General features: G+C 51.9%; 16 protein-coding genes. All 16 read right to left on the bottom strand.

All coding sequences use genetic code 11. The annotated features are described in order from the left end of the window. Positions 1-1,227 precede the first annotated feature (1,227 nt). The 16 genes from pgmB to MKX50_RS06235 all read right to left on the bottom strand — a co-directional run bounded on the left by pgmB (position 1,228) and on the right by MKX50_RS06235 (position 18,016). Complete coding sequence (gene pgmB / locus MKX50_RS06310; protein ID WP_339158805.1) at positions 1,228-4,236, bottom strand: beta-phosphoglucomutase; 3,009 nt, start codon at positions 4,234-4,236, stop codon at positions 1,228-1,230. A gap of 55 nt (positions 4,237-4,291) precedes the next feature. Continuing rightward, the gene (locus tag MKX50_RS06305; protein ID WP_339158803.1) at positions 4,292-5,383 is read right to left on the bottom strand and encodes a carbohydrate ABC transporter permease; all 1,092 of its coding nucleotides are present in this window, start codon (positions 5,381-5,383) and stop codon (positions 4,292-4,294) included. After that, the gene (locus MKX50_RS06300) at positions 5,384-6,466 is read right to left on the bottom strand and encodes a sugar ABC transporter permease (protein WP_339158800.1); all 1,083 of its coding nucleotides are present in this window, start codon (positions 6,464-6,466) and stop codon (positions 5,384-5,386) included. 204 nt (positions 6,467-6,670) lie between these two features. Next, positions 6,671-8,077 carry an ABC transporter substrate-binding protein gene (locus MKX50_RS06295; RefSeq protein ID WP_339158798.1) on the bottom strand — a complete coding sequence of 469 codons (1,407 nt, stop codon included), beginning with the start codon at positions 8,075-8,077 and terminating at the stop codon, positions 6,671-6,673. A gap of 268 nt (positions 8,078-8,345) precedes the next feature. Next, positions 8,346-9,350: a LacI family DNA-binding transcriptional regulator gene (locus tag MKX50_RS06290; protein ID WP_339158796.1), complete on the bottom strand. Its 1,005-nt coding sequence runs from the start codon at positions 9,348-9,350 to the stop codon at positions 8,346-8,348. A 243-nt stretch (positions 9,351-9,593) separates the two neighbouring features. Beyond that, positions 9,594-10,157, bottom strand: a complete 564-nt coding sequence (hxlB, locus tag MKX50_RS06285; RefSeq protein ID WP_213592630.1) for a 6-phospho-3-hexuloisomerase — start codon at positions 10,155-10,157, stop codon at positions 9,594-9,596. A 16-nt stretch (positions 10,158-10,173) separates the two neighbouring features. Next, positions 10,174-10,809: a 3-hexulose-6-phosphate synthase gene (gene hxlA, locus MKX50_RS06280; protein WP_213592632.1), complete on the bottom strand. Its 636-nt coding sequence runs from the start codon at positions 10,807-10,809 to the stop codon at positions 10,174-10,176. Positions 10,810-10,834: 25 nt separating this feature from the next. Beyond that, entirely contained in the window at positions 10,835-11,830 is a 996-nt protein-coding gene (locus MKX50_RS06275) for a dihydroxyacetone kinase subunit DhaK (RefSeq protein ID WP_213592634.1), read from the bottom strand. A 12-nt stretch (positions 11,831-11,842) separates the two neighbouring features. Continuing rightward, positions 11,843-12,487 (bottom strand): dihydroxyacetone kinase subunit DhaL, encoded by a 645-nt coding sequence (gene dhaL, locus MKX50_RS06270; RefSeq protein ID WP_213592636.1) that lies wholly within the window; start codon positions 12,485-12,487, stop codon positions 11,843-11,845. A 21-nt stretch (positions 12,488-12,508) separates the two neighbouring features. Then, on the bottom strand, positions 12,509-13,675 hold the full coding sequence (locus MKX50_RS06265; protein WP_339158793.1) for a mannitol dehydrogenase: 1,167 nt from the start codon (positions 13,673-13,675) through the stop codon (positions 12,509-12,511). 54 nt (positions 13,676-13,729) lie between these two features. Then, on the bottom strand, positions 13,730-14,581 hold the full coding sequence (locus tag MKX50_RS06260) for a PTS system mannose/fructose/sorbose family transporter subunit IID (protein ID WP_213592640.1): 852 nt from the start codon (positions 14,579-14,581) through the stop codon (positions 13,730-13,732). A 5-nt stretch (positions 14,582-14,586) separates the two neighbouring features. Next, positions 14,587-15,339 (bottom strand): PTS sugar transporter subunit IIC, encoded by a 753-nt coding sequence (locus tag MKX50_RS06255; RefSeq protein WP_213592642.1) that lies wholly within the window; start codon positions 15,337-15,339, stop codon positions 14,587-14,589. 3 nt (positions 15,340-15,342) lie between these two features. Next, positions 15,343-15,837: a PTS sugar transporter subunit IIB gene (locus MKX50_RS06250; RefSeq protein WP_213592644.1), complete on the bottom strand. Its 495-nt coding sequence runs from the start codon at positions 15,835-15,837 to the stop codon at positions 15,343-15,345. Then, complete coding sequence (locus tag MKX50_RS06245) at positions 15,831-16,250, bottom strand: PTS fructose transporter subunit IIA (protein ID WP_213592646.1); 420 nt, start codon at positions 16,248-16,250, stop codon at positions 15,831-15,833. The genes MKX50_RS06250 and MKX50_RS06245 overlap by 7 nt, the downstream gene beginning before the upstream one ends. Positions 16,251-16,265: 15 nt before the next feature. After that, a complete protein-coding gene (locus tag MKX50_RS06240) occupies positions 16,266-17,057 on the bottom strand; it encodes an SDR family oxidoreductase (protein ID WP_213592648.1) in 792 nt (263 codons plus the stop codon). Positions 17,058-17,263: 206 nt separating this feature from the next. Further along, complete coding sequence (locus MKX50_RS06235) at positions 17,264-18,016, bottom strand: GntR family transcriptional regulator (protein WP_213592650.1); 753 nt, start codon at positions 18,014-18,016, stop codon at positions 17,264-17,266. Positions 18,017-18,040 lie beyond the last annotated feature (24 nt).

Genomic DNA, 18,040 nt, shown 5'->3' with positions numbered 1-18,040 from the left:
TGTAACCACCTGAAGTATAAAAATTCTACAGCATGCCCTCAGGGATTGTGAGTATCTGCTGTCACCAGTCCTTACGGACATGGGAGACCTTATTTGTAAGAAAAAGAGGCAGACTCGTGTGCTTACGGACACAGGATCAGCTATTTGAGCATTTTCACACGTTTTTGCTGCTGTAATGATGGAATAGCGGAACTAGGGTCCGATAGCCTGTGAAATTTGCTGATTTGGGACAAATAGCGGAAACAGGGTCCGTTGGCGGCGGCTTACAGCCGTGGAGGTGCCGAGAGTACGACGTGCCGAGTGTGCGACGTACCACGTGTGCGATGTACCGCGTGCGCAATGTGCCGAAGTGTGCGACGTGCCGAGCGTGCAATGTGCCGAGCGTGCAATGTGCCGAGTGCGCGATGTGACGAGTGTGCGATGTACCGCGTGCGCGATGTACCGCGTGCGCAATGTGACGAGCGTGCGATGTGACGAGCGTGCGATGTGACGAGCGTGCGATGTACCGCGTGTGCGATGTACCGCGTGCGCAATATGCCGAGCGTGCGATGTACCGGGCGTGCGATGTGCCGAGCGTGCGATGTGACGAGTGTGCAATGTGCCGAGAGTACGACGTGCCGCGTGCGCGATGTGCCGAGTGTGCGATGTGACGAGTGTGCAATGTGACGAGTGTGCAATGTGACGAGCGTGCGATGTGACGAGCGTGCGACGTGACGAGTGTGCGATGTGCCGAGTGTGCAATGTGCCGGGCGTGCGACGTGCCGAGTGTGCGACGTGCCGAGTGTGCGATGTGCCGAGTGTGCAATGTGCCGAGCGTGCGACGTGCCGAGTGTGCGATGTAACGGGCGTGCGATGTACCGCGTGCGCGATGTGCCGAGCGTGCGATGTGCCACGTGCGCGATGTACCGGGCGTGCGATGTACCGCGTGCGCGATGTGCCGAGCGTGCGATGTGCCACGTGCGCGATGTACCGGGCGTGCGATGTACCGCGTGCGCGATATGCCGAGAGTGCGATGTGCTGCCTGTGTAACTTGTGAACGTGTGTGAACAAGCAGCGCAGGTGCGGGGCATGTGGCGATGGGGTTGCTGCATTGGGTCATGCGAGGTATAGGCTCGCACAGCGTGCAGGCGCACAATGCAAAAAAGCCCCGCCCCTTCTCCCTGCAAACGGGAGAGGAGCGGGGCCGTGTTGCCGAGCCAGAACAGCCCTAGCCCGGCAGCAGCCAGACTAAGCCATCAGCTGCTGCAGCTTGTCCAGGCTCAGTTCGGCCGTCGAGGCAAGCAGCAGGTCGGCGGCGCCGAGCTGGGCGGCGCTTCCGATGCCGACGGCCTTCATCCCGGCGGCCCGGATGGCGGCAATGCCTGCCTCGGCATCCTCGACGCCGATGCAGTTCGCCGGATCTGCGCCAAGCATTTCTGCGGCCAGCAGAAATATTTCCGGATCCGGCTTGCCTTTGCGGGCGCTGCCAGGGTCAGCCACCGCCTGGAACCAGGAGCTGGCGCCTAGCCGCTCCAGGATGAACGGCGCATTGTGGCTGGCCGACGCCAACCCGACTGCGATTCCCTGCTCTTGCAGGCTCATGAGCAGCTCGCGGATGCCCGGCAGCAGATCGGCAGGCGTGATATGCTCGATCATCCGCTTATAGCTGTCGTTTTTCCGCTTCGCCAGCTCCGCCTTTTCTTCGGCGGTATAGCTCCGCTCACTGTCCTCGAGCACGATTTCCAGCGACTCCATCCGGCTGACGCCCTTCAGGCGTTCGTTTTTGGCACGGTCGAATGGAAGGCCTAGCTCCTCGGCCAGCTCCTTCCAGGCCAGATAATGGTACTCTGCCGTATCGGTAATTACACCGTCAAGGTCGAAGATAACGGCCTCCAATTTTTTTACAAATGGCATTCTCACCGGTTCTCCAGGCAGCAGGTTTAAGATATCTCCTTTATGCCTAATCTCCAAGCCCTCCGCGCTATCGCTCTCCAGCAGGGTATATACGACGCCCTCCTGATCAACAAAAATATCAACCCGTTGGCCATGGTTCATTATCTTAAAGCGATAACTGTCCCACTGCGCCGGCAGCTTCGGATCAAAACTGAGCACTCCATCATACGCGCGCATGCCGCCAAAGCCGTTTACAATCGACATCCAGGAACCCGCCATTGCCGCGGTATGCAGGCCATCCTTCGCATTGCGGTTCACATCGTCGAGATCCATGCGCACCGTGCGGTCGAAATAGGAATACGCGCTTGCCAAATCCCCGATTTCCGCGGAAATAATGCTGTGAATGCATATGGACAGCGAGGAGTCGTGTGTTGTCAGCGGCTCGTAATAATTGAAGTTGCGGATTTTATCCGCCAGGGAGAACCGGTCTCCGAGCAGGAACATCGCGAGTATTAGATCAGCCTGCTTAAGTACCTGATGGCGGTAAATCACCAGCGGGTGATAATGCAGCAGCAGCGGATATTTATCTGCCGGTGTGTTCTCGAAATCCCATTTTTTCTTCGTTAAAAATGTATCGTCCTGCGCATAAATGCCCAGTTCTTCATCGAACGGAATGAACATCTTCTCCGCTGCGTTCAGCCATCCTTCGAATTCTTCCTCCGTCAGCCCGAGCTTCCGGCACAGCCGATCGTAATCCTGCGCATACTGCTCCCGCAAAAACGCCGCTGTCTCATAGGCGTAGATCAGCTGTTCCTGTACCATCAGATTCGTGTACGCATTGTTGTTGACGATTGCCGTATATTCGTCGGGTCCGGTTACGGCATCGATGCAGAAGGCCCCGCCGCGCGCCGGATTGTAATGGCCGAGGTCCGCCCAGAAACGGGATGTCTCAAACAAAATTTCGGCTCCTTTGGTAACCAGGAATTCGATATCCCCGGTCGCCTGCACGTACTGCTTCATCCCGTAAGCAATATCCGCATTGATATGCGCCTGGGCCGTGCCTGCCGGGAAATAGGCCGAGTTCTCAGCACCATCGATGGTACGCCAAGGATAGAGCGCCCCCTTTTGCGACATGACAGCTGCCCGCTCCCGCGCTTTATCCAGCGTGTTATAACGAAACTCCAGCAAGGATCTGCCGATTTCGGGCTGTGTATACGTGAAGAACGGTAAAATATACATTTCCGTATCCCAGAAATAGTGCCCTTCATAGCCCTCGCCGGTAAGGCCCTTGGCCCCGATGTTTGTAACGCCGTCGCGGCCTGCCGATTGCAGCAGGGCAAAAGCGTTAAAGCGAATCCCCTGCTGCAGCGCCACATCGCCGTTGATTTCCACGTCGGCCCGCTGCCAGAATCGCTCCAGGTAAGCGCGCTGCTCTTCAGCCAGTAGATCAAAGCCGCTGTCGCTCGCCTGCCGCAGCACTTCACTGCTGCGGTTGACCAGCTCCTCCTCGGCATAATCCCGGGTCGTATGATACGAGATGTATTTGGTCAGCCGCGCGGTCTCTCCGCCTTTTAGCTGCAGCTTATATTTCGCCGACATCCGCTGCTCGTTCTGCTGCACCGACATTTCGTATCCCCAAGGGGCTTCGATGCGATGGCTGATCCCAGTGAGCAGGGCAAATTTCGTATAACGGGTACGATGCCTCATCCATAACATCGCTCTCTCATGCCCGGTCTCTTCGAGCAGCAAATTCGGCTCAGCGCGCGCTCCGCCAAGACGGGGATCGTCGGTCGCTTCCGGCTCGGCGATTTTGCCGTCCACCCCTGAAATCAGCGCGACGCTGCCTTCAAAATTCAGTGCGGTCACCTCATATTGGATCGCCGCCAAATGCTTGTGCTGCAAAGCGACCATCCGCTGAATCCGGATCAACACGCGATGTCCCGCCGGCGACTCCCATTCAACCTCGCGCTGCAAGATTCCCTTCTGCATATTCAATTGCCGTTTGGAGCTATGCACCTTGCCGGAGTGAAAATGAAACGGATGCCCCTCGACTCTCAGCTCGATCCATTGCGCGTTCGGAACATTGAGCATAGACTGGTTGCGCGACGGGTACCCGTAAGCCCCCTCGGGGTATACAATCGGATCGGAATCGTAGAAGCCGTTTAAGTAGTTGCCGACAACCGATTTTCCTGCCTTGCCGTAATACCCTTCCTCATAATTGCCGCGCATCCCGATATATCCGTTGCCTAAAGCGAATATGCTCTCATTTCTTTGATTGTTTTCTTCATCATAGGACTGTTCAGTAACGTGCCATTCCTCATAAGGATACAATGCCTTCGGATGCTCGTATGGCTTCATTTTCATCTCTGCCAGGCCCCTCCAATTCCGTAATCATTCTCTTGTTGATTGCAGCCCATGGTTAACCCTTGACCGATCCGCCCATAAGCCCTTTGACGAAATATTTCTGCAGCAGGAAGAAAATCGTCAGCGGCATCAGCATCGAAATGAATGCGGCCGAGGTCAGCAAATGCCAGTCATTGCCCCGCGAGCCAACGAGGTCGGCAATCTTCATGGACATAACCTGCACGTTCGGCTGATTGCCGATGAAAATCAGCGATACGAGGTAATCGTTCCAGACCCATAGGAACTGGAAGATCGCTATTGAAGCCAAGGCTGGTACGGACAGCGGCAGAATCAACCGGCTGAAAATCGTAAAATGGCTAGCGCCGTCAATAAACGCCGACTCGAACAAATCTTTAGGCAGCTGGCTGATGAAGTTATACATAAAGTACGTCACAAGCGGCAGACCAAACGCGGTATGCGCCAGCCAAATGCCCAGGTAGCTGCCATTTAGGCCAAGCGCCGTGTAGTCCTTCAGGATCGGAATAAGCGCGACCTGAATTGGAATGACGAGCATGGCGATGATGATGACAAATAGCGTCTTCCGGCCCGGGAATCGCAGCCAAGCAAAGGCGTATGCCGCGAACGAAGCGATCAGTACCGGAATAATGGTCGCCGGCACGGCTATTGTCAGCGTGTTCCAGAAGGCCTGGGACAGGCCGGTTCCTTTTTGCACCGTTTCGCTGCCGTCCCCGAGCTTCAGCTTGTATTCCTTCCCGGACAGCACGTTCTTATAGTTGTCCAGCGTAAAATCAGGCTTCACTTCCCAGCCGCGCTCCTGCATATTGATCGTACGGGCTCTGCGGTTCTCCCATACGAGGCGTTTGTCGCCCTCAGTAACGCCAGCCTTCAGCTGGTCATCCGTGTAGGTTGTGCCATTGACCTCGATCGGCTCGCGCAAATCGACGTCCTTAGACAACTGCACTGTTTCTCCGGCCTTCCATTCCTGGTGGGGGAACACCTTCCACCAGCCGGTCTGCAAAATATCCGCCGCAGGCCTGAACGAGGAGATGAAGAGTCCCAACGTCGGGAGCAGCCAGATGAAGCAGATGATGCCGAGCACAACGTTGACTACGGTCTTGTTTCCTTTTCTCTTTTTACGGCCGACCATTTAGAATCCCCCCTGCTTGCGGAACTGGCGCAAATTGATAATGATTACAGGCAAGACCGCGATCAGCAGCACGATAGCCAGCGTAGAGCCGTAACCGAAGTTGCGGTACATGAAAAACTGCCGGTAGAACTGCGTCGCAACAACCTCTGTATCGTATTGACCTCCCGTCATCACCATGACGACGTCAAATATTTTCAAAGTGAATACAATAATGGTCGTAGTGACCGTCAAAATCGTCGTAGAGATATATGGAATCATAATGCCGAAGAAAATCTTGACTTCTCCCGCACCGTCCACGCGCGCCGCCTCCAGAATATCCTCGGGGACGCCCTTGATTGCGGCGGAGAAAATAACCATCGCAAATCCCGTCTGCATCCAAATCAGGATGATAATCAGAAAAAAGTTATTCCATGGCTGGAGCATACTTGTCCAGGCCTGCGGCTCACCGCCAAAAAATGTAACAATTGCGTTCAATATCCCGATTTGTTCATCGCCAGGCTGATAGTAGTAAACGAACTTCCAAATAACGCCGGCAGCCACAAAGGAAATCGCCATCGGCATGAAGATTATCGACTTAGCGATTCTCTCGTAGCTGCTGCGGTCAGCCAGAATCGCAATCAGCAGACCCAGGCTTACGCAGGCCAGCGTCCCGACGAACACCCATAGCAGGTTGTTGCGCAGCGCCGTCGCGAGCAGGCGGTCGGTAAAAATAGCTGCATAGTTGGCCAGACCGACGAACTTATCCGAGGAGGCATTGAAGAAGCTTAAATATAGCGTCCGCAATGCAGGCAGAATAAGCAGCCATCCCAGGACAAGGGTTGCCGGACCGACGAAGACGTAAGGCAGAACTTTCCGGCGGACATGCTCCGGGTACTGCTCCACCGCCCAGTTAAACGAATAGTAGATTTGATAGATGCCGACGACTCCCCATAGCACAGCGAATACGGCCGTGAGCAGCGGATTAAGCGTCGAATCGCGGAAAAACAAGAATATCAAACCGTGTACGGCGATATTGGCCAATAGTACAAGCAAGGATAAGAGCACGGCTTTCATGCTAATTCTTGGTTTTGCTTGTGTACTCATAATAGCTCCTCCTATAAGTTTTGCGAAGCAAAACTATCTTCGTAAGCATACGCTTGTTTTGCGAAGCAAAACTTGTCTTCGTAAGCCTTGAATTACTTCGTGATCAAAAGTTGATAAGACAAGAAAAGAGGAGCAGCTAGCAATTAAACCACAGTGCTCCTCTTTACCAGTTAACAACGTGTGAAAAATGACGATAATTGCAGATTAGTTATCCCAGCCGGACTGAATTTGCTTCAATGCGTCATCCAAGGAAGCCGTACCGCTCACGTAGTCGGTCATCCCCTTCCAGAACGTACCTGCGCCAACTTTACCAGGCATCAAGTCAGATCCGTCGAAGCGGAGCGTGGATGCATCCTGTACGAGCTTCGCCATGCGGCGGTCGGATTCGGAGCTGTACCAGTCGAGAGATGCGTCGTTCATAGGCGCGATAACGCCGCCGGATTGAACCCAAGTTTTGATGGATTCGCCTGTCGTGAAGAATTCCATGACCGCGCGAACCTCCGGACGATCGTTGAACATCGCGTAAATATCGCCCGCTACAAGTACTGGCTTGCCGTATTCTTCATCAATAGATGGCAGGTAGAACCAGTCGTAATCTTCATCCACTTTAGCCGTTTCTGGGAAGAAGCTGGTGATGAAGTTGCCTTGACGGTGGAACCAGGCTTTTGGAGGGTCCGTGAACATTGGAGCCGGAGCATCACCGAATGCCGTAGTTACGATCGATTTCGTGCCGCCGTATACATAATCTTTATTCATCCAGATGTCAGACATAATTTCTACAGCACGCTTCACTTCAGGAGATGTGAACGGAAGCTCGCCGTTTACCCACTTGTCGTAATTCTCTGGAGTTGTAGTGCGGAGCATGATGTCCTCCACCCAGTCCGTAGCTGTCCAGCCTGTGGCTGCACCGGACTCGATACCGATACTCCAAGCAGGGTCGCCGTCTTTGGCGATTTGCTCGGTCAAGGCCATCATTTCATCCCATGTCTCAGGAATTTTGTATCCTGCTTCTTCGAACTGCTTCTTCGGATACCATACCAAGCTCTTCACGTTACTGCGGTTCCAGATCCCCGCCAGAATTTTGCCGTCTTTGCCGTCCATCGTTCCCATGTCCAGCCAGCTTTGGTTGTAGTTCGCTTTTAATTTGTCCTGGTCAAGAATGTTGGTCAAGTCGATGACTTTCCCCGTTTTTGCGATAGAAGCCAGCAGACCCGGCTGCGGGAAGTCAGCGATGTCCGGAGCATTTCCGCCGTCTACGCGGATATTGATCGTCGCTTCGAATTCTTTGGAGCCTTCGTATTGAATGTCGATCCCGGTTTTCTCCTCGAATTCTTTAATGCTGCTTTCGAATTTCACTTGGTCAGCATCTACGAACGGACCGAACATCGTTACTTTCGTTCCTTTGTATTCGCCCTTCAGCGCAAGCTCCAGAGGCGACAGATTCTCGTTGCTGCTGCCTTCGTTTGCTGCTCCCTGGTTGTTGCCCCCTGTATTCGCTGGCGGCTCACTTTTCGGCGTATTGCCGCCCCCGCCACAGGCGCTCAGCACCATCGTAAATGACAGCAATAGTACGAGAAGCAATGACATTTTTCGTCCTACAGCGTTCTTCATCTTATGAACATCCCCTTTAGTTTAGTAAATCTTGCGTCCCTAGTTGCAGGGTCTTGCATTCTTGCTTCTTCCTCGCTTTTTGCCCGCTAAACGGATCATTCTTCTCCAGGATCACCCCCTTCAAGAGCTTCAATCTTCGTTTCTTAGGCTAAGCATATCATGATCTACAAGGTCGCATACGTTTACATTTTGCTGATTCCTCATTCAAATTTTTACGATTTCCCGATTCTGAAAAGCTTTTCAGAATCGACAGAAAAATAAGTAAATCTTACTTTTCTCGGCAGGAATCCCGTACAATGAGCCGATGGGCCATTTTTTCTCGTAAAATGTCGATGCTTCCTGTCGTGACCAGTTCATGCACCTTCTCTGCCGCGCGATAACCCAACTCGTAGATCGGCTGCGCAATCGTCGTCAGCTTTGGAATATACATGCCCGCTACCCGCAGGTTATCGAAGCCTATAACGGATACTTGCTCCGGAACGCTGATATTCCGATCGTTCAAATAAGATATTGTCCCCATAGCGAACTCGTCGGCTACGCAGAAAACCGCGGTGATGCCCGGGTGCTCCGCAAACAATTCGCCGGCTGCCTCATACGCATGCTCAAAACGGTGGTTCGCATATTTGACCTTCTCCACGTTATGCTCCAGTCCGCACTCCGTAAGCGCTTGCAAAAAACCTTCGAAACGTGGCGGTCCGGCTATGGAATTCTCATGGTTGAAGCCAATCATGCCGATTTCAGTGTGGCCAAGCCCAATTAAGTATTTGACCGCATCATATGCCGCCGCCTTATCATCAATCTCCACGCTCGGAATGTCATATTCATAGGAGTGGGAGGAGACAAGAACAAACGGGATTCGGCTGCCGGCCAGCTTCTCGTAATACTCTGGAAAAATAATGTCACTAGCAAAAACGATACCATCCACCTGTTTCTCATGAAACGCGTCGATGTAGGACAGCAGACGATCCTTGTCGCGGTCCGTATTGCAAATCATAAGACTGTAGCCAAGCCTGATGCAGGCATCCTGCACTCCCCGAATGATGCCGGAATAGTAAATGTTCTCGATATCAGGGATCAGCAGGCCCAGCGTAAATGACTTCTTGTAAATCAGGCCCCGTGCAAAAGAGTTCGGCTGATACTGCAGCTCCTCGATCGCATCCAACACCCGCCTCCGTTTACTCTCAATCACTGTATCCGGGGCGTTCATAACACGTGATACCGTGCTGATGGATACTCCTGCCATCTTGGCAACATCCCGAATTGTAGGTTTCATCTTCGTCTACTTCCTTTTTTGAAAAGCTTTTCAACGCCATTATAGCAAGCCCTTTTTATTTTGACAATAACTTTTTAAAACGCTTTCAATTTTGTTTCCTATGAAAATAAATCTGTAAACTCTCACTCTAAACGAGAAGTATAGGCCCGACTGCGGCGTAAAAAATGAAACCCGCCAGGGTTTACCCCTGACGGTGTATAGGTAGCTTATTCGCTCCAAAGTCCGAAAGTGAGTCTCGTTTGCCTACTCCAGATTGGCATGCCGGGCAAACATATCAGCGTCGGTCTGCCCAGTCTCCCGCTTCAAATCAATGATGATGCTGTCATAAATCAACCAGCTCAACTGTTCAAAGGAAGATCCCTTTGTCTGGATGGACTTCGCGTTATCCCCTTCTTCCTCCACCTTAGAGGTGATGCCGGGAATTTTAATGCAGGCTGCAGCCATTGAACCAATCGTATTCGAAGGAAAAATCGTCAGCGTAGCCAGCTTTGCTCCCTGTTCGACTGCCTTTTGCGCCATCGCCTTCAAACTGGCGGTTTCGCCAGAGCCGGAGCCGATAATCAGGAGATCGCCTTGCTGAATGGACGGTGTAGTAGGTTCTCCGACAAAATACGAGCTATAGCCCAAATGCATCAGGCGATTGGCGAATCCTCTGGCCGCGAATCCGGAACGGCCGGCCCCTGCCACAAATACCCGCTTGGCTTCAGAAATCAATTTTTTCACCGTGTCGACCTCTTCCCCATTCACCCGCTTCGCATTCTCTGAAAGCTCTTCCAATATCGCCAGCAAATTACTGCAAGGTTTCATTGATTGCTCTCCTCCTTCAGGCTCTCCGTTCTATCGCTTCCTTAATCAACCGGGCTTCCTTGACCGGATCCTCTGCATGGGTAATCCCGGTGCCCACGATAATGATATCGGGCTCCAGCGCAACGTATTGAGCGATCGTGCGGCTGTTAATACCCCCGGCAACAGCGATCTTGGCCGACTTGGCATGCGCCTTCATCACCTTCAGATCATCAATCGGCTGTCTGCCGGCCGCCTGCTGGTCAGCCCCCGTATGAACGGCCAGCACATGGACGCCCAACTGCTCCAGCTCATCGATCTTGGCCGGCAAATCGTCCACGCATATCATATCGACCACCAATTGCTTGCCGAACTCGTTTGCGGCCTTCAGGCAGGCTTTGATGGTCAATATATCGGTAACCCCAAGCGCTGTCACGTATTCGGCTCCAGCGTCAAAAGCGAGCTTCGATTCAAAAAAGCCACCATCCATAATTTTTTCATCAGACAAAATTTCCTTGTCCGGAAAGCGCTCCTTGAATCTTTTAACCGCATTCATGCCCTCGGCGATGACAAAGGGAGTTCCGATCTCGATAATGTCGATATAGTCTTTGACCTTCTCGGCAAATTCCAGCGCTTCCTCCAGCCTCAGCTCATCCAAAGCCAACTGCAGCTTCATCTTTCTGTCTCCTCTCCATGATTCTTTATTTGAAGGCAGGGCATTGCCCCGGATAATCCAAAAGCTCCTTCAGTTCCTCATCCAGCCGTACAATCGTTAGCGACAAGCCGTTCATATCCAGGGAAGTCACGAAGTTCCCAATCAAGGTGCGATCGATCCGGTGGCCCTGTCCCGTCAGGATTTCCGCCACCTTGTCATACACTACATACAATTCCATCAGTGGGGTCGCGCCCAAACCGGACAGCATGACAGCCAGCTCCTCCGATTTGCTGAAGCCAAAATCCTGCAGGATGGCGCCGGTCATTTCGGCGGCGATTTCATCCGCCGTCTTCAGCGGCTCCACCCGGATTCCCGGCTCGCCATGGTGGCCGATCCCGAATTCCATCATTCCTTCTTCGATGGTAAAGTTGGGAGAGCCCGCTGCCGGGATCGTGCAGGAGCTGAGTCCGACGCAAATGCTCCGGGTATGGTCGACGGCCTTCTGCGCGGCAGCGATCACTTCATCCAGGGAGCCGCCCATCGCCGCCCTCGCACCTCCGGCCTTCCACATGAACAGGCCGCCGGCAATGCCATGACGCTTCTCTCTTGTCTCGGGCGGGGAGGAGGCGATATCGTCCGTCGCAGTCACGTATTTAACGGGAATTCCCTCGTCCTCCGCAAGCTGTACCGCCATTTTGACATTCATGTTGTCGCCCGCGTAATTGCCGAACAGGCAGGCCACCCCTTGGCCGGAATCGGCTTCGACGATTGCATCCAAAAACGACTGGGCCGGCGGTGAAGCGAAAACTTCGCCGATGGCGGCCGCATCCACCAGTCCCTCGCCGACATAACCGAGGAATGCCGGTTCATGGCCGCTGCCGCCGCCCGTCACGATGCCAACCTTGCCCTCTATCGGGGCCTGAATCGTCTTCACCACACGATCATTGCGCTCCGACAGTTGAATCGTATCCCCATGAGCTTTGACATACCCTTTCAGCATATCGTCTACGATGAAATCGGGGTTGTTTACAAAACGCTGCATTTCACACCCTCCTTAATCGGCTTTGACCAGCCGGAGAGAAGCCTCGGCCAAGGCTTCCAGAATGATATAGCAGGAAGTCGCTCCGGCGTCCTGATGCCCGATTGCGCGTTCTCCGAGACGGCTACCGCGGCCGACTTTGGCTGCCATCTCCTTGGTGGACTCGAGTCCCCGCTTCGCAGCATCAAGCATATGACTCAGGCAGACCTCCATATTTCCGCCTTCAGCGGCAGCTTCCTCGTAAGCCTTCACCGCTGGGTTCAGTACATCGATCAAGGTTTTGTCACCCACCTGCGCGTTCGTCAACATGGCGATCCGACCGTAAGCCTTCTGCAGCATATTCAGCATGACCGTAGTATTTATGACGGGTTCGTCTTTCGAAGCCGTGGCCATCCCCCTGAAAAAGCTGCCGTACAAGGGGCCCATCGAGCCGCCGATTTTGCTGACCAGCACTTTGCTGAGCGTCAACAAACCTTCGCTCATATCGGCATCGAGTTTGCCGAGCTCCTCGCCTGCCATGGAGAAGCCCTTGCTCATGTTGATTCCATGATCGCCATCCCCCACTAAGGCATCGATGCGGCTCAAATAATCCCGGTTAGAGCAAACGGCTTCAATCATGGCTGTCACTACGGCGATGCCCGCCTGGTTCGTAAATTCCATCAGTGCTCATCCCCTCCCTTTTCATGCTGTCCGGTACAATTCTTCATAATGCTTCAAAATGCCCTCATGCAATTGGGTCGCCGCCGGAATCCCGGTATAATGCGTAATCGCTGCGCCGATTCCGTGCTCCTCTACATACAACCGCAATTCTTCGCATTGGCTGTCCGCATCGTTGCGGAAGAGAAACGCGGCGGCGATGCCTTGCTGCAATCGGCTGTTCTTAAGCCCGTATTCTTCACATTGCAGGCAGGGCGCCACCAACCGATCGTCAGCTTGCAGCTTGCGAATCGGCGACCTGCACACCCGGTTGATCGTATCGACGATGCCTGGCGTTTGAAAGCGGGCAATCGCAAAGTCTACATATTCAACCAGTTCCTGGTTAGAGAAGCCGTACTTCCGCTCCAGCATGCTCGCCGACTCCAGCATTGTCTCCCGCACTTCCTGTACCAAGGTGTCATGATGAAATACATCCTGGATAATCTCATAGCCGTACACATGGCCGATATAGCCGGCCCAGGCATGGCCGCAATTAATGATGTACAATTTCCGCTCTAAAAATTTTTGCAGATTATCGGTATACACGGCATTACGAATCGGCTTCATGCCGGGTTCGGCCAGCTTGTTTTGTTCGATGACCAGTTCGTAATCTTGCCCGATGTTAATGACCGCCTTGCCTTCCTGCTTACCCTCCAGCACCATGCGGTCGACAGCTGTATTCGGAAATGAAGCAATCTCTTCCAATTCTTTCTCCGATAGACTTCCCTCCAGCTCCAGTATGCTTTTCTTCAAAATATCGGAGTTGAACATGGCGTTCTCACAGGCAAGGATATTCACCTTGCTTTTCCCTGCCTCCTGCCTGGCCCGTAATCCTTTCAGCAAAACGGGCGCGATTCGCGGCAGATTGTCGGCCCATACCGAGGTTGTAATGATATCCGCATTCGCCAATGCCGCAACGGTCTCTTGCTCCTGGGTAATGGAAGAGACGGCGCTCACATGATCAATCGTTTTTCTGAGATAATTTTGTTCAATTAGATATAAATCGTAAGCCTTGTCCCGGTTAATCTGAGCAATGATCGCGGGATCTACATCGACAAAGGTGATTTCGTATCCCGAATCATGCAGCAAATCCCCGATAAAACCTCTGCCGATGCTGCCGGCTCCAAAATGCACCGCTTGCAAAGGTACCACCTCTTTTTGTTATGAATTTATTGTTGTATTCTTCCTGGCGTCCAAGGGCTTCTCTTAAAAAATACCGGTAAAGGCTCCAATGATGCTTACAGCAATGATGATAAGCATAATGACGGTGAAATTCTGGCTCTTCTTATTAAGCCACCAGTACAGGCCGAGTACGGCCAAAAGAGGCAACAGGCCGGGGATAATCCCGTCGAGAATGTTTTGCACCACAAACGGCTCGTTGCCGTTGCCGAAATCGAACTGCAGCGGAGTACTGAGCTTGACATAGGTGGACGACAATGCCCCCATCATGAACAATCCGAGTGTGCTTGCCCCGACGATCAGATCCTTGATCCGCCCGGAGTGCAGCAGCTCCCGGATGGACGCCTTGCCAGTGCGATAACCGTACACGGACAATCTGAGGCCGATCATGATTTGAATCAGCGGCAGCAGCAGGAGGACGAAGGGACCGATGATGCTCCCGGTCGCGGACAACGTCGCCGCAAGCGCGAAGATGATCGGCTTCAGCGTAGCCCAGTCAATGGAATCGCCGATCCCCGCAAGCGGCCCCATCAGCCCTGTTTTCATCCCGGTGATCGATTTGTCGGTGATCGGCTCTCCCTTGGCCTTCTGTTCCTCCATGGCGATGACGATGCCATTGACCGGCGACCCGAATACCGCCTCCGTATTATAGAAAACGAGATGCCGCTTCAGGGCTTCCTTCATATCCTCCGGATCGGAATACAGCTTCTTCAGAACCGGGATCATGGCCGTTGTAAAGCCGAGCGCCTGAAGCCGTTCGTACGAAATGCCCATCTCCGCTACCATATAGTAGGTCAGCCAGTTGCGGCGGATGTCCTTCTCGGTAATCAATTTACCGGTTTCCGTGCCGGCTTCTGCTGTTTTCTGCGTTTCCGTCATTTTCATCACACCTCCAAATTCTTCTTATTATTGTTGTAATAAGTGATTAGAAGAACTGCGCATAAGCCGAAAATAGCTGCTCCGATCACAGGAATTCCGCTGAATTGAACTAAGAAGTAACCGATGACGAACCACGGAAAAAGTTCTTTTTTCCCAATGACGAACATCGTCAAAGCGAAACCGAGAGCTGGCAGCAGACCACCGGCCACACTGAAACCGTGAACCAGCCATTCCGGAATGCTGTTCATGAAGGAGTTAACGGCATCCGCGCCATAGAGAATAGCGAAAAACGGAATCGGAAACCGGAAGAAAAAGCTTAAAGCGGTAGGATAAACGACGGAAGCAAGCACAATCTTTCGGGTATTTCCTTCCTCCGCATACCGGTCGGCCATATGAACGAATATGACATTGACCGTCTTGCGCAATTGATCGACGAATACGCCCATGACACCTACGGGCACGGCTATGGCAACTGCCAGCGCCGGTGTAAGCCCGGAACCGATCGCAATGGGAATAGCGATAAGTCCTGCGAGACAGTCATCGGCGGGAAGATTGGAGCCCGCGGCAACCAGGCCAATATAGAGAATTTGCACAGCGGCCCCGATAATCATCGCCTGCTTGACATCGCCCATGATTAGCCCGATGGGGAGAGCGGCAAACAATGGCTGCCGTATCGCATGGGTGATTGCATAACCGATATCCGTTTTACAAATCCAATACCACAAACCCGCAAATATACTTACGACCAGCAATTCCATCGCTTATCCCCCCAATTTTTTCAATGCTTTATCCAGCGATAGCTTGGTTTCCTCCGGGGTCACCTGGAAGTAAACCTCAACTCCCCGATCTCTCATGCAGATCAGATTGTCTGCATCATCCCGGTCAATGGAGATTCCTTTAACTACGGATGTCCGATTCCCGGCTGCGCCAAGTCCGCCAATCTGTACCTCGGCAAACACAATGCCCCTCTCCACCGCATTCCGTACATCTTCAATGTTCTTGAACAGTACGAGAATACTGCCGCTGTCATACTGCCCGGCGTTAGCCTGCTCGACGAAAGAAGCGATGGATAGCACTTGCACCTTGATGCCGGGAGGGGCCGCCATCACGTAAATATCCGCCATAAACTCGTCTTCGGAAAGCTCGTCGTTAACAACGATGATCGTTTTGGCCGTGACGGTATTGCTCCATTTCGTGACAACCTGTCCGTGAATCAATCTAAAGTCGACTCTCACCAGTTTGATTCCGTTTAACATGCAGATCCCTTCCTTTCTTTAATGATTTTGGTGATATTGCGTATGCCTTCAGCCCCGAATTCAATAATTTTGTCTTCGATGCCTTCCCACTCCCCCAACGACCTACGCGTTTGCGCCTCGATCAGCATCGGCAAATTAACTCCGCAAATGACGGAGTATCCATCCTTTTTTGCAAAATAGGCACCGATATTTGATGGAGTTCCTCCGTACAGATCGGTCAGGAAAATGGAATCCCGCGGGGCATCGGTTAACTGGGAACCAATATGTTCAATCAGCGCTTTGCTTTCCATTCCTGCCAATAAAGAAAAGCAATACACATCCTCTAATTCTCCGATAATAAGTTCCGCGCTTCTCTTTAATTCCTCACCGAATGTCCCGTGCGTGATGATGATAATCCACGGTTTGCTGTTCATAGCTATCCTCCTGTCTTAGCCTCTAGACTTACCGCCAGTAACATTTACAATCGTGCCTGAAATATACGATGATCGATCAGATAACAGATACGTAACCAGATCCGAAATTTCTTCCAACTTTCCTCGTCTACCCAAAGGGATCATTTTCATATATTCTCCGGAAACATCTCCGGACTCTATACCTCTTGTATAGGCCAAAGCCTTTACATGCTCAGGATTGCCCATCGGCGTAGGCTCATTGATCCCGGGAGAGACGCCGATCACTCGAAGATTGAAACGACCGAGCTCCTTCGCCCACGATAGTGTGAAGGAATTCAGAGCCCCCTTGGTTGCGGAATAAATGCTTTGCCCTTTGGAGCCTTCCATACCGGCTTCGGAGCTAATGTTTACAATAACCCCGCTTTTTTGCTTGATCATTATTCTTGCGGCCGCCTGGGCACAGAAAAAGGCGCCTTTGACATTAACGTTGAACATAAAATCAAAATCTTCCTCGTTAAACTCGTGATCCTTGTCGCCGTAATAATAATCCACTAACAATTTGGGCCGGTTGACTCCGGCATTGTTAACCAAGCCATCAATCCGGGAATATTTCTCCGTTACCTTGTCTATCATTTCTTCTACCTGCAGCTTGTTTGTGATATCGCATTGGATAAAATCAACGTTATTGTAAGCGGAACCAAAAATATCAGCGATTACGACCTGTGCCCCATTCTCACTGAGATTTTGCACTATTTTAGCCCCAATACCCGAGCTTCCCCCTGTAACGATGATGACCTTCCCCGCCAAATTCAACCAGTCGCCTGCCATTTGTCAATTCCTCCTTATTATGCAGCTGATAAGACATCGTGACGTCGTGACATCCTACTGTTATGATTACACTGTTTTTTTTCTTTGTCAAGCGCTTTCATAGAAAAAAAGGACAAAAATAAACCCATCGCCCTAATTTCACGTCTTGACGGAAAAATTAAGCGACAGGTTTATCATTTTCATTATATTCATTCACTAATAGCCGTTCATTCCTTATATCTCAAGCGTACCTTGAACCGGTTAAGATCGCCTCTGTCTCTGGAAACAGAATATTCAATGGGCCTATCTTTGTCATCATAAGTGACCGTCTCGACCAATTGTATGGCAAATCCTGGATCCACCTTCAATATCGCGGCATCCTCGGCGCTGGCATTGATCGCCCGAAAGGTCTTGTTCGCAAAACTGATTTTAAGAGAATAATGCTCTCTTAGTGTTGCAAACAAGGAAACTTCCGAAAAATTAAACCGTTCCAGCCCAGGTGTTATATCCGCCGGAACATAAGTTGTCACCAGGACGGAGGGCTCGTTCTCAATAAATCGCAGCCTTTCCAACTTGTAGAACCAAGCCGACTCCTTTTCGAAAATGCCCTTCAAGGCATCATTCGCCATAACGCGCTCGCTGCTTAACAGTTCCGTTCTGGCGCTCAGTCCTTGCCGACTGGCTTCCTCATTGAAGCTTCGCAATTCCGCGAGATCCCACTGGTTTAGCTGCTGCTTGGTGACAAAGGTTCCTACCCCTCTTCGCTTTTCCAGATACCCTTCGCTAACCAGCAAATCAATAGCCTGTCTGACCGTAGTTCTGCTGACTCCATACATCTTCATTAATTGTGTTTCGGGAGGCAAGCTGTCATTTACTTTGTATTCTTCGTTTCTAATTTTATGGATCATATCTTCTTTAAGTTGAAAGTATAAAGGAATTGGACTGTTTTTTTCCAGTTCATACTGAGCTAAATTACCCATTGTGTCCTCCTAACTGATTAAGAT

This window comes from Paenibacillus sp. FSL W8-0186 (assembly GCF_037969765.1).
GTDB classification, from domain to species: Bacteria; Bacillota; Bacilli; order Paenibacillales; family Paenibacillaceae; genus Fontibacillus; species Fontibacillus woosongensis.
The sequence above is the reverse complement of the archived record's forward strand: the minus strand, read 5'-3'. Positions and strand labels throughout refer to the sequence as shown.

Bases quoted from the DNA above. Each gene is read 5' to 3' on its own strand.
- pgmB (WP_339158805.1), bottom strand. From the start codon at position 4,236: ATGAAAATGAAGCCATACGAGCATCCGAAGGCATTGTATCCTTATGAG.
- MKX50_RS06305 (WP_339158803.1), bottom strand. From the start codon at position 5,383: ATGGTCGGCCGTAAAAAGAGAAAAGGAAACAAGACCGTAGTCAACGTT.
- MKX50_RS06300 (WP_339158800.1), bottom strand. From the start codon at position 6,466: ATGAGTACACAAGCAAAACCAAGAATTAGCATGAAAGCCGTGCTCTTA.
- MKX50_RS06295 (WP_339158798.1), bottom strand. From the start codon at position 8,077: ATGAAGAACGCTGTAGGACGAAAAATGTCATTGCTTCTCGTACTATTG.
- MKX50_RS06290 (WP_339158796.1), bottom strand. From the start codon at position 9,350: ATGAAACCTACAATTCGGGATGTTGCCAAGATGGCAGGAGTATCCATC.
- hxlB (WP_213592630.1), bottom strand. From the start codon at position 10,157: ATGAAACCTTGCAGTAATTTGCTGGCGATATTGGAAGAGCTTTCAGAG.
- hxlA (WP_213592632.1), bottom strand. From the start codon at position 10,809: ATGAAGCTGCAGTTGGCTTTGGATGAGCTGAGGCTGGAGGAAGCGCTG.
- MKX50_RS06275 (WP_213592634.1), bottom strand. From the start codon at position 11,830: ATGCAGCGTTTTGTAAACAACCCCGATTTCATCGTAGACGATATGCTG.
- dhaL (WP_213592636.1), bottom strand. From the start codon at position 12,487: ATGGAATTTACGAACCAGGCGGGCATCGCCGTAGTGACAGCCATGATT.
- MKX50_RS06260 (WP_213592640.1), bottom strand. From the start codon at position 14,581: ATGACGGAAACGCAGAAAACAGCAGAAGCCGGCACGGAAACCGGTAAA.
- MKX50_RS06255 (WP_213592642.1), bottom strand. From the start codon at position 15,339: ATGGAATTGCTGGTCGTAAGTATATTTGCGGGTTTGTGGTATTGGATT.
- MKX50_RS06250 (WP_213592644.1), bottom strand. From the start codon at position 15,837: ATGTTAAACGGAATCAAACTGGTGAGAGTCGACTTTAGATTGATTCAC.
- MKX50_RS06245 (WP_213592646.1), bottom strand. From the start codon at position 16,250: ATGAACAGCAAACCGTGGATTATCATCATCACGCACGGGACATTCGGT.
- MKX50_RS06240 (WP_213592648.1), bottom strand. From the start codon at position 17,057: ATGGCAGGCGACTGGTTGAATTTGGCGGGGAAGGTCATCATCGTTACA.
- MKX50_RS06235 (WP_213592650.1), bottom strand. From the start codon at position 18,016: ATGGGTAATTTAGCTCAGTATGAACTGGAAAAAAACAGTCCAATTCCT.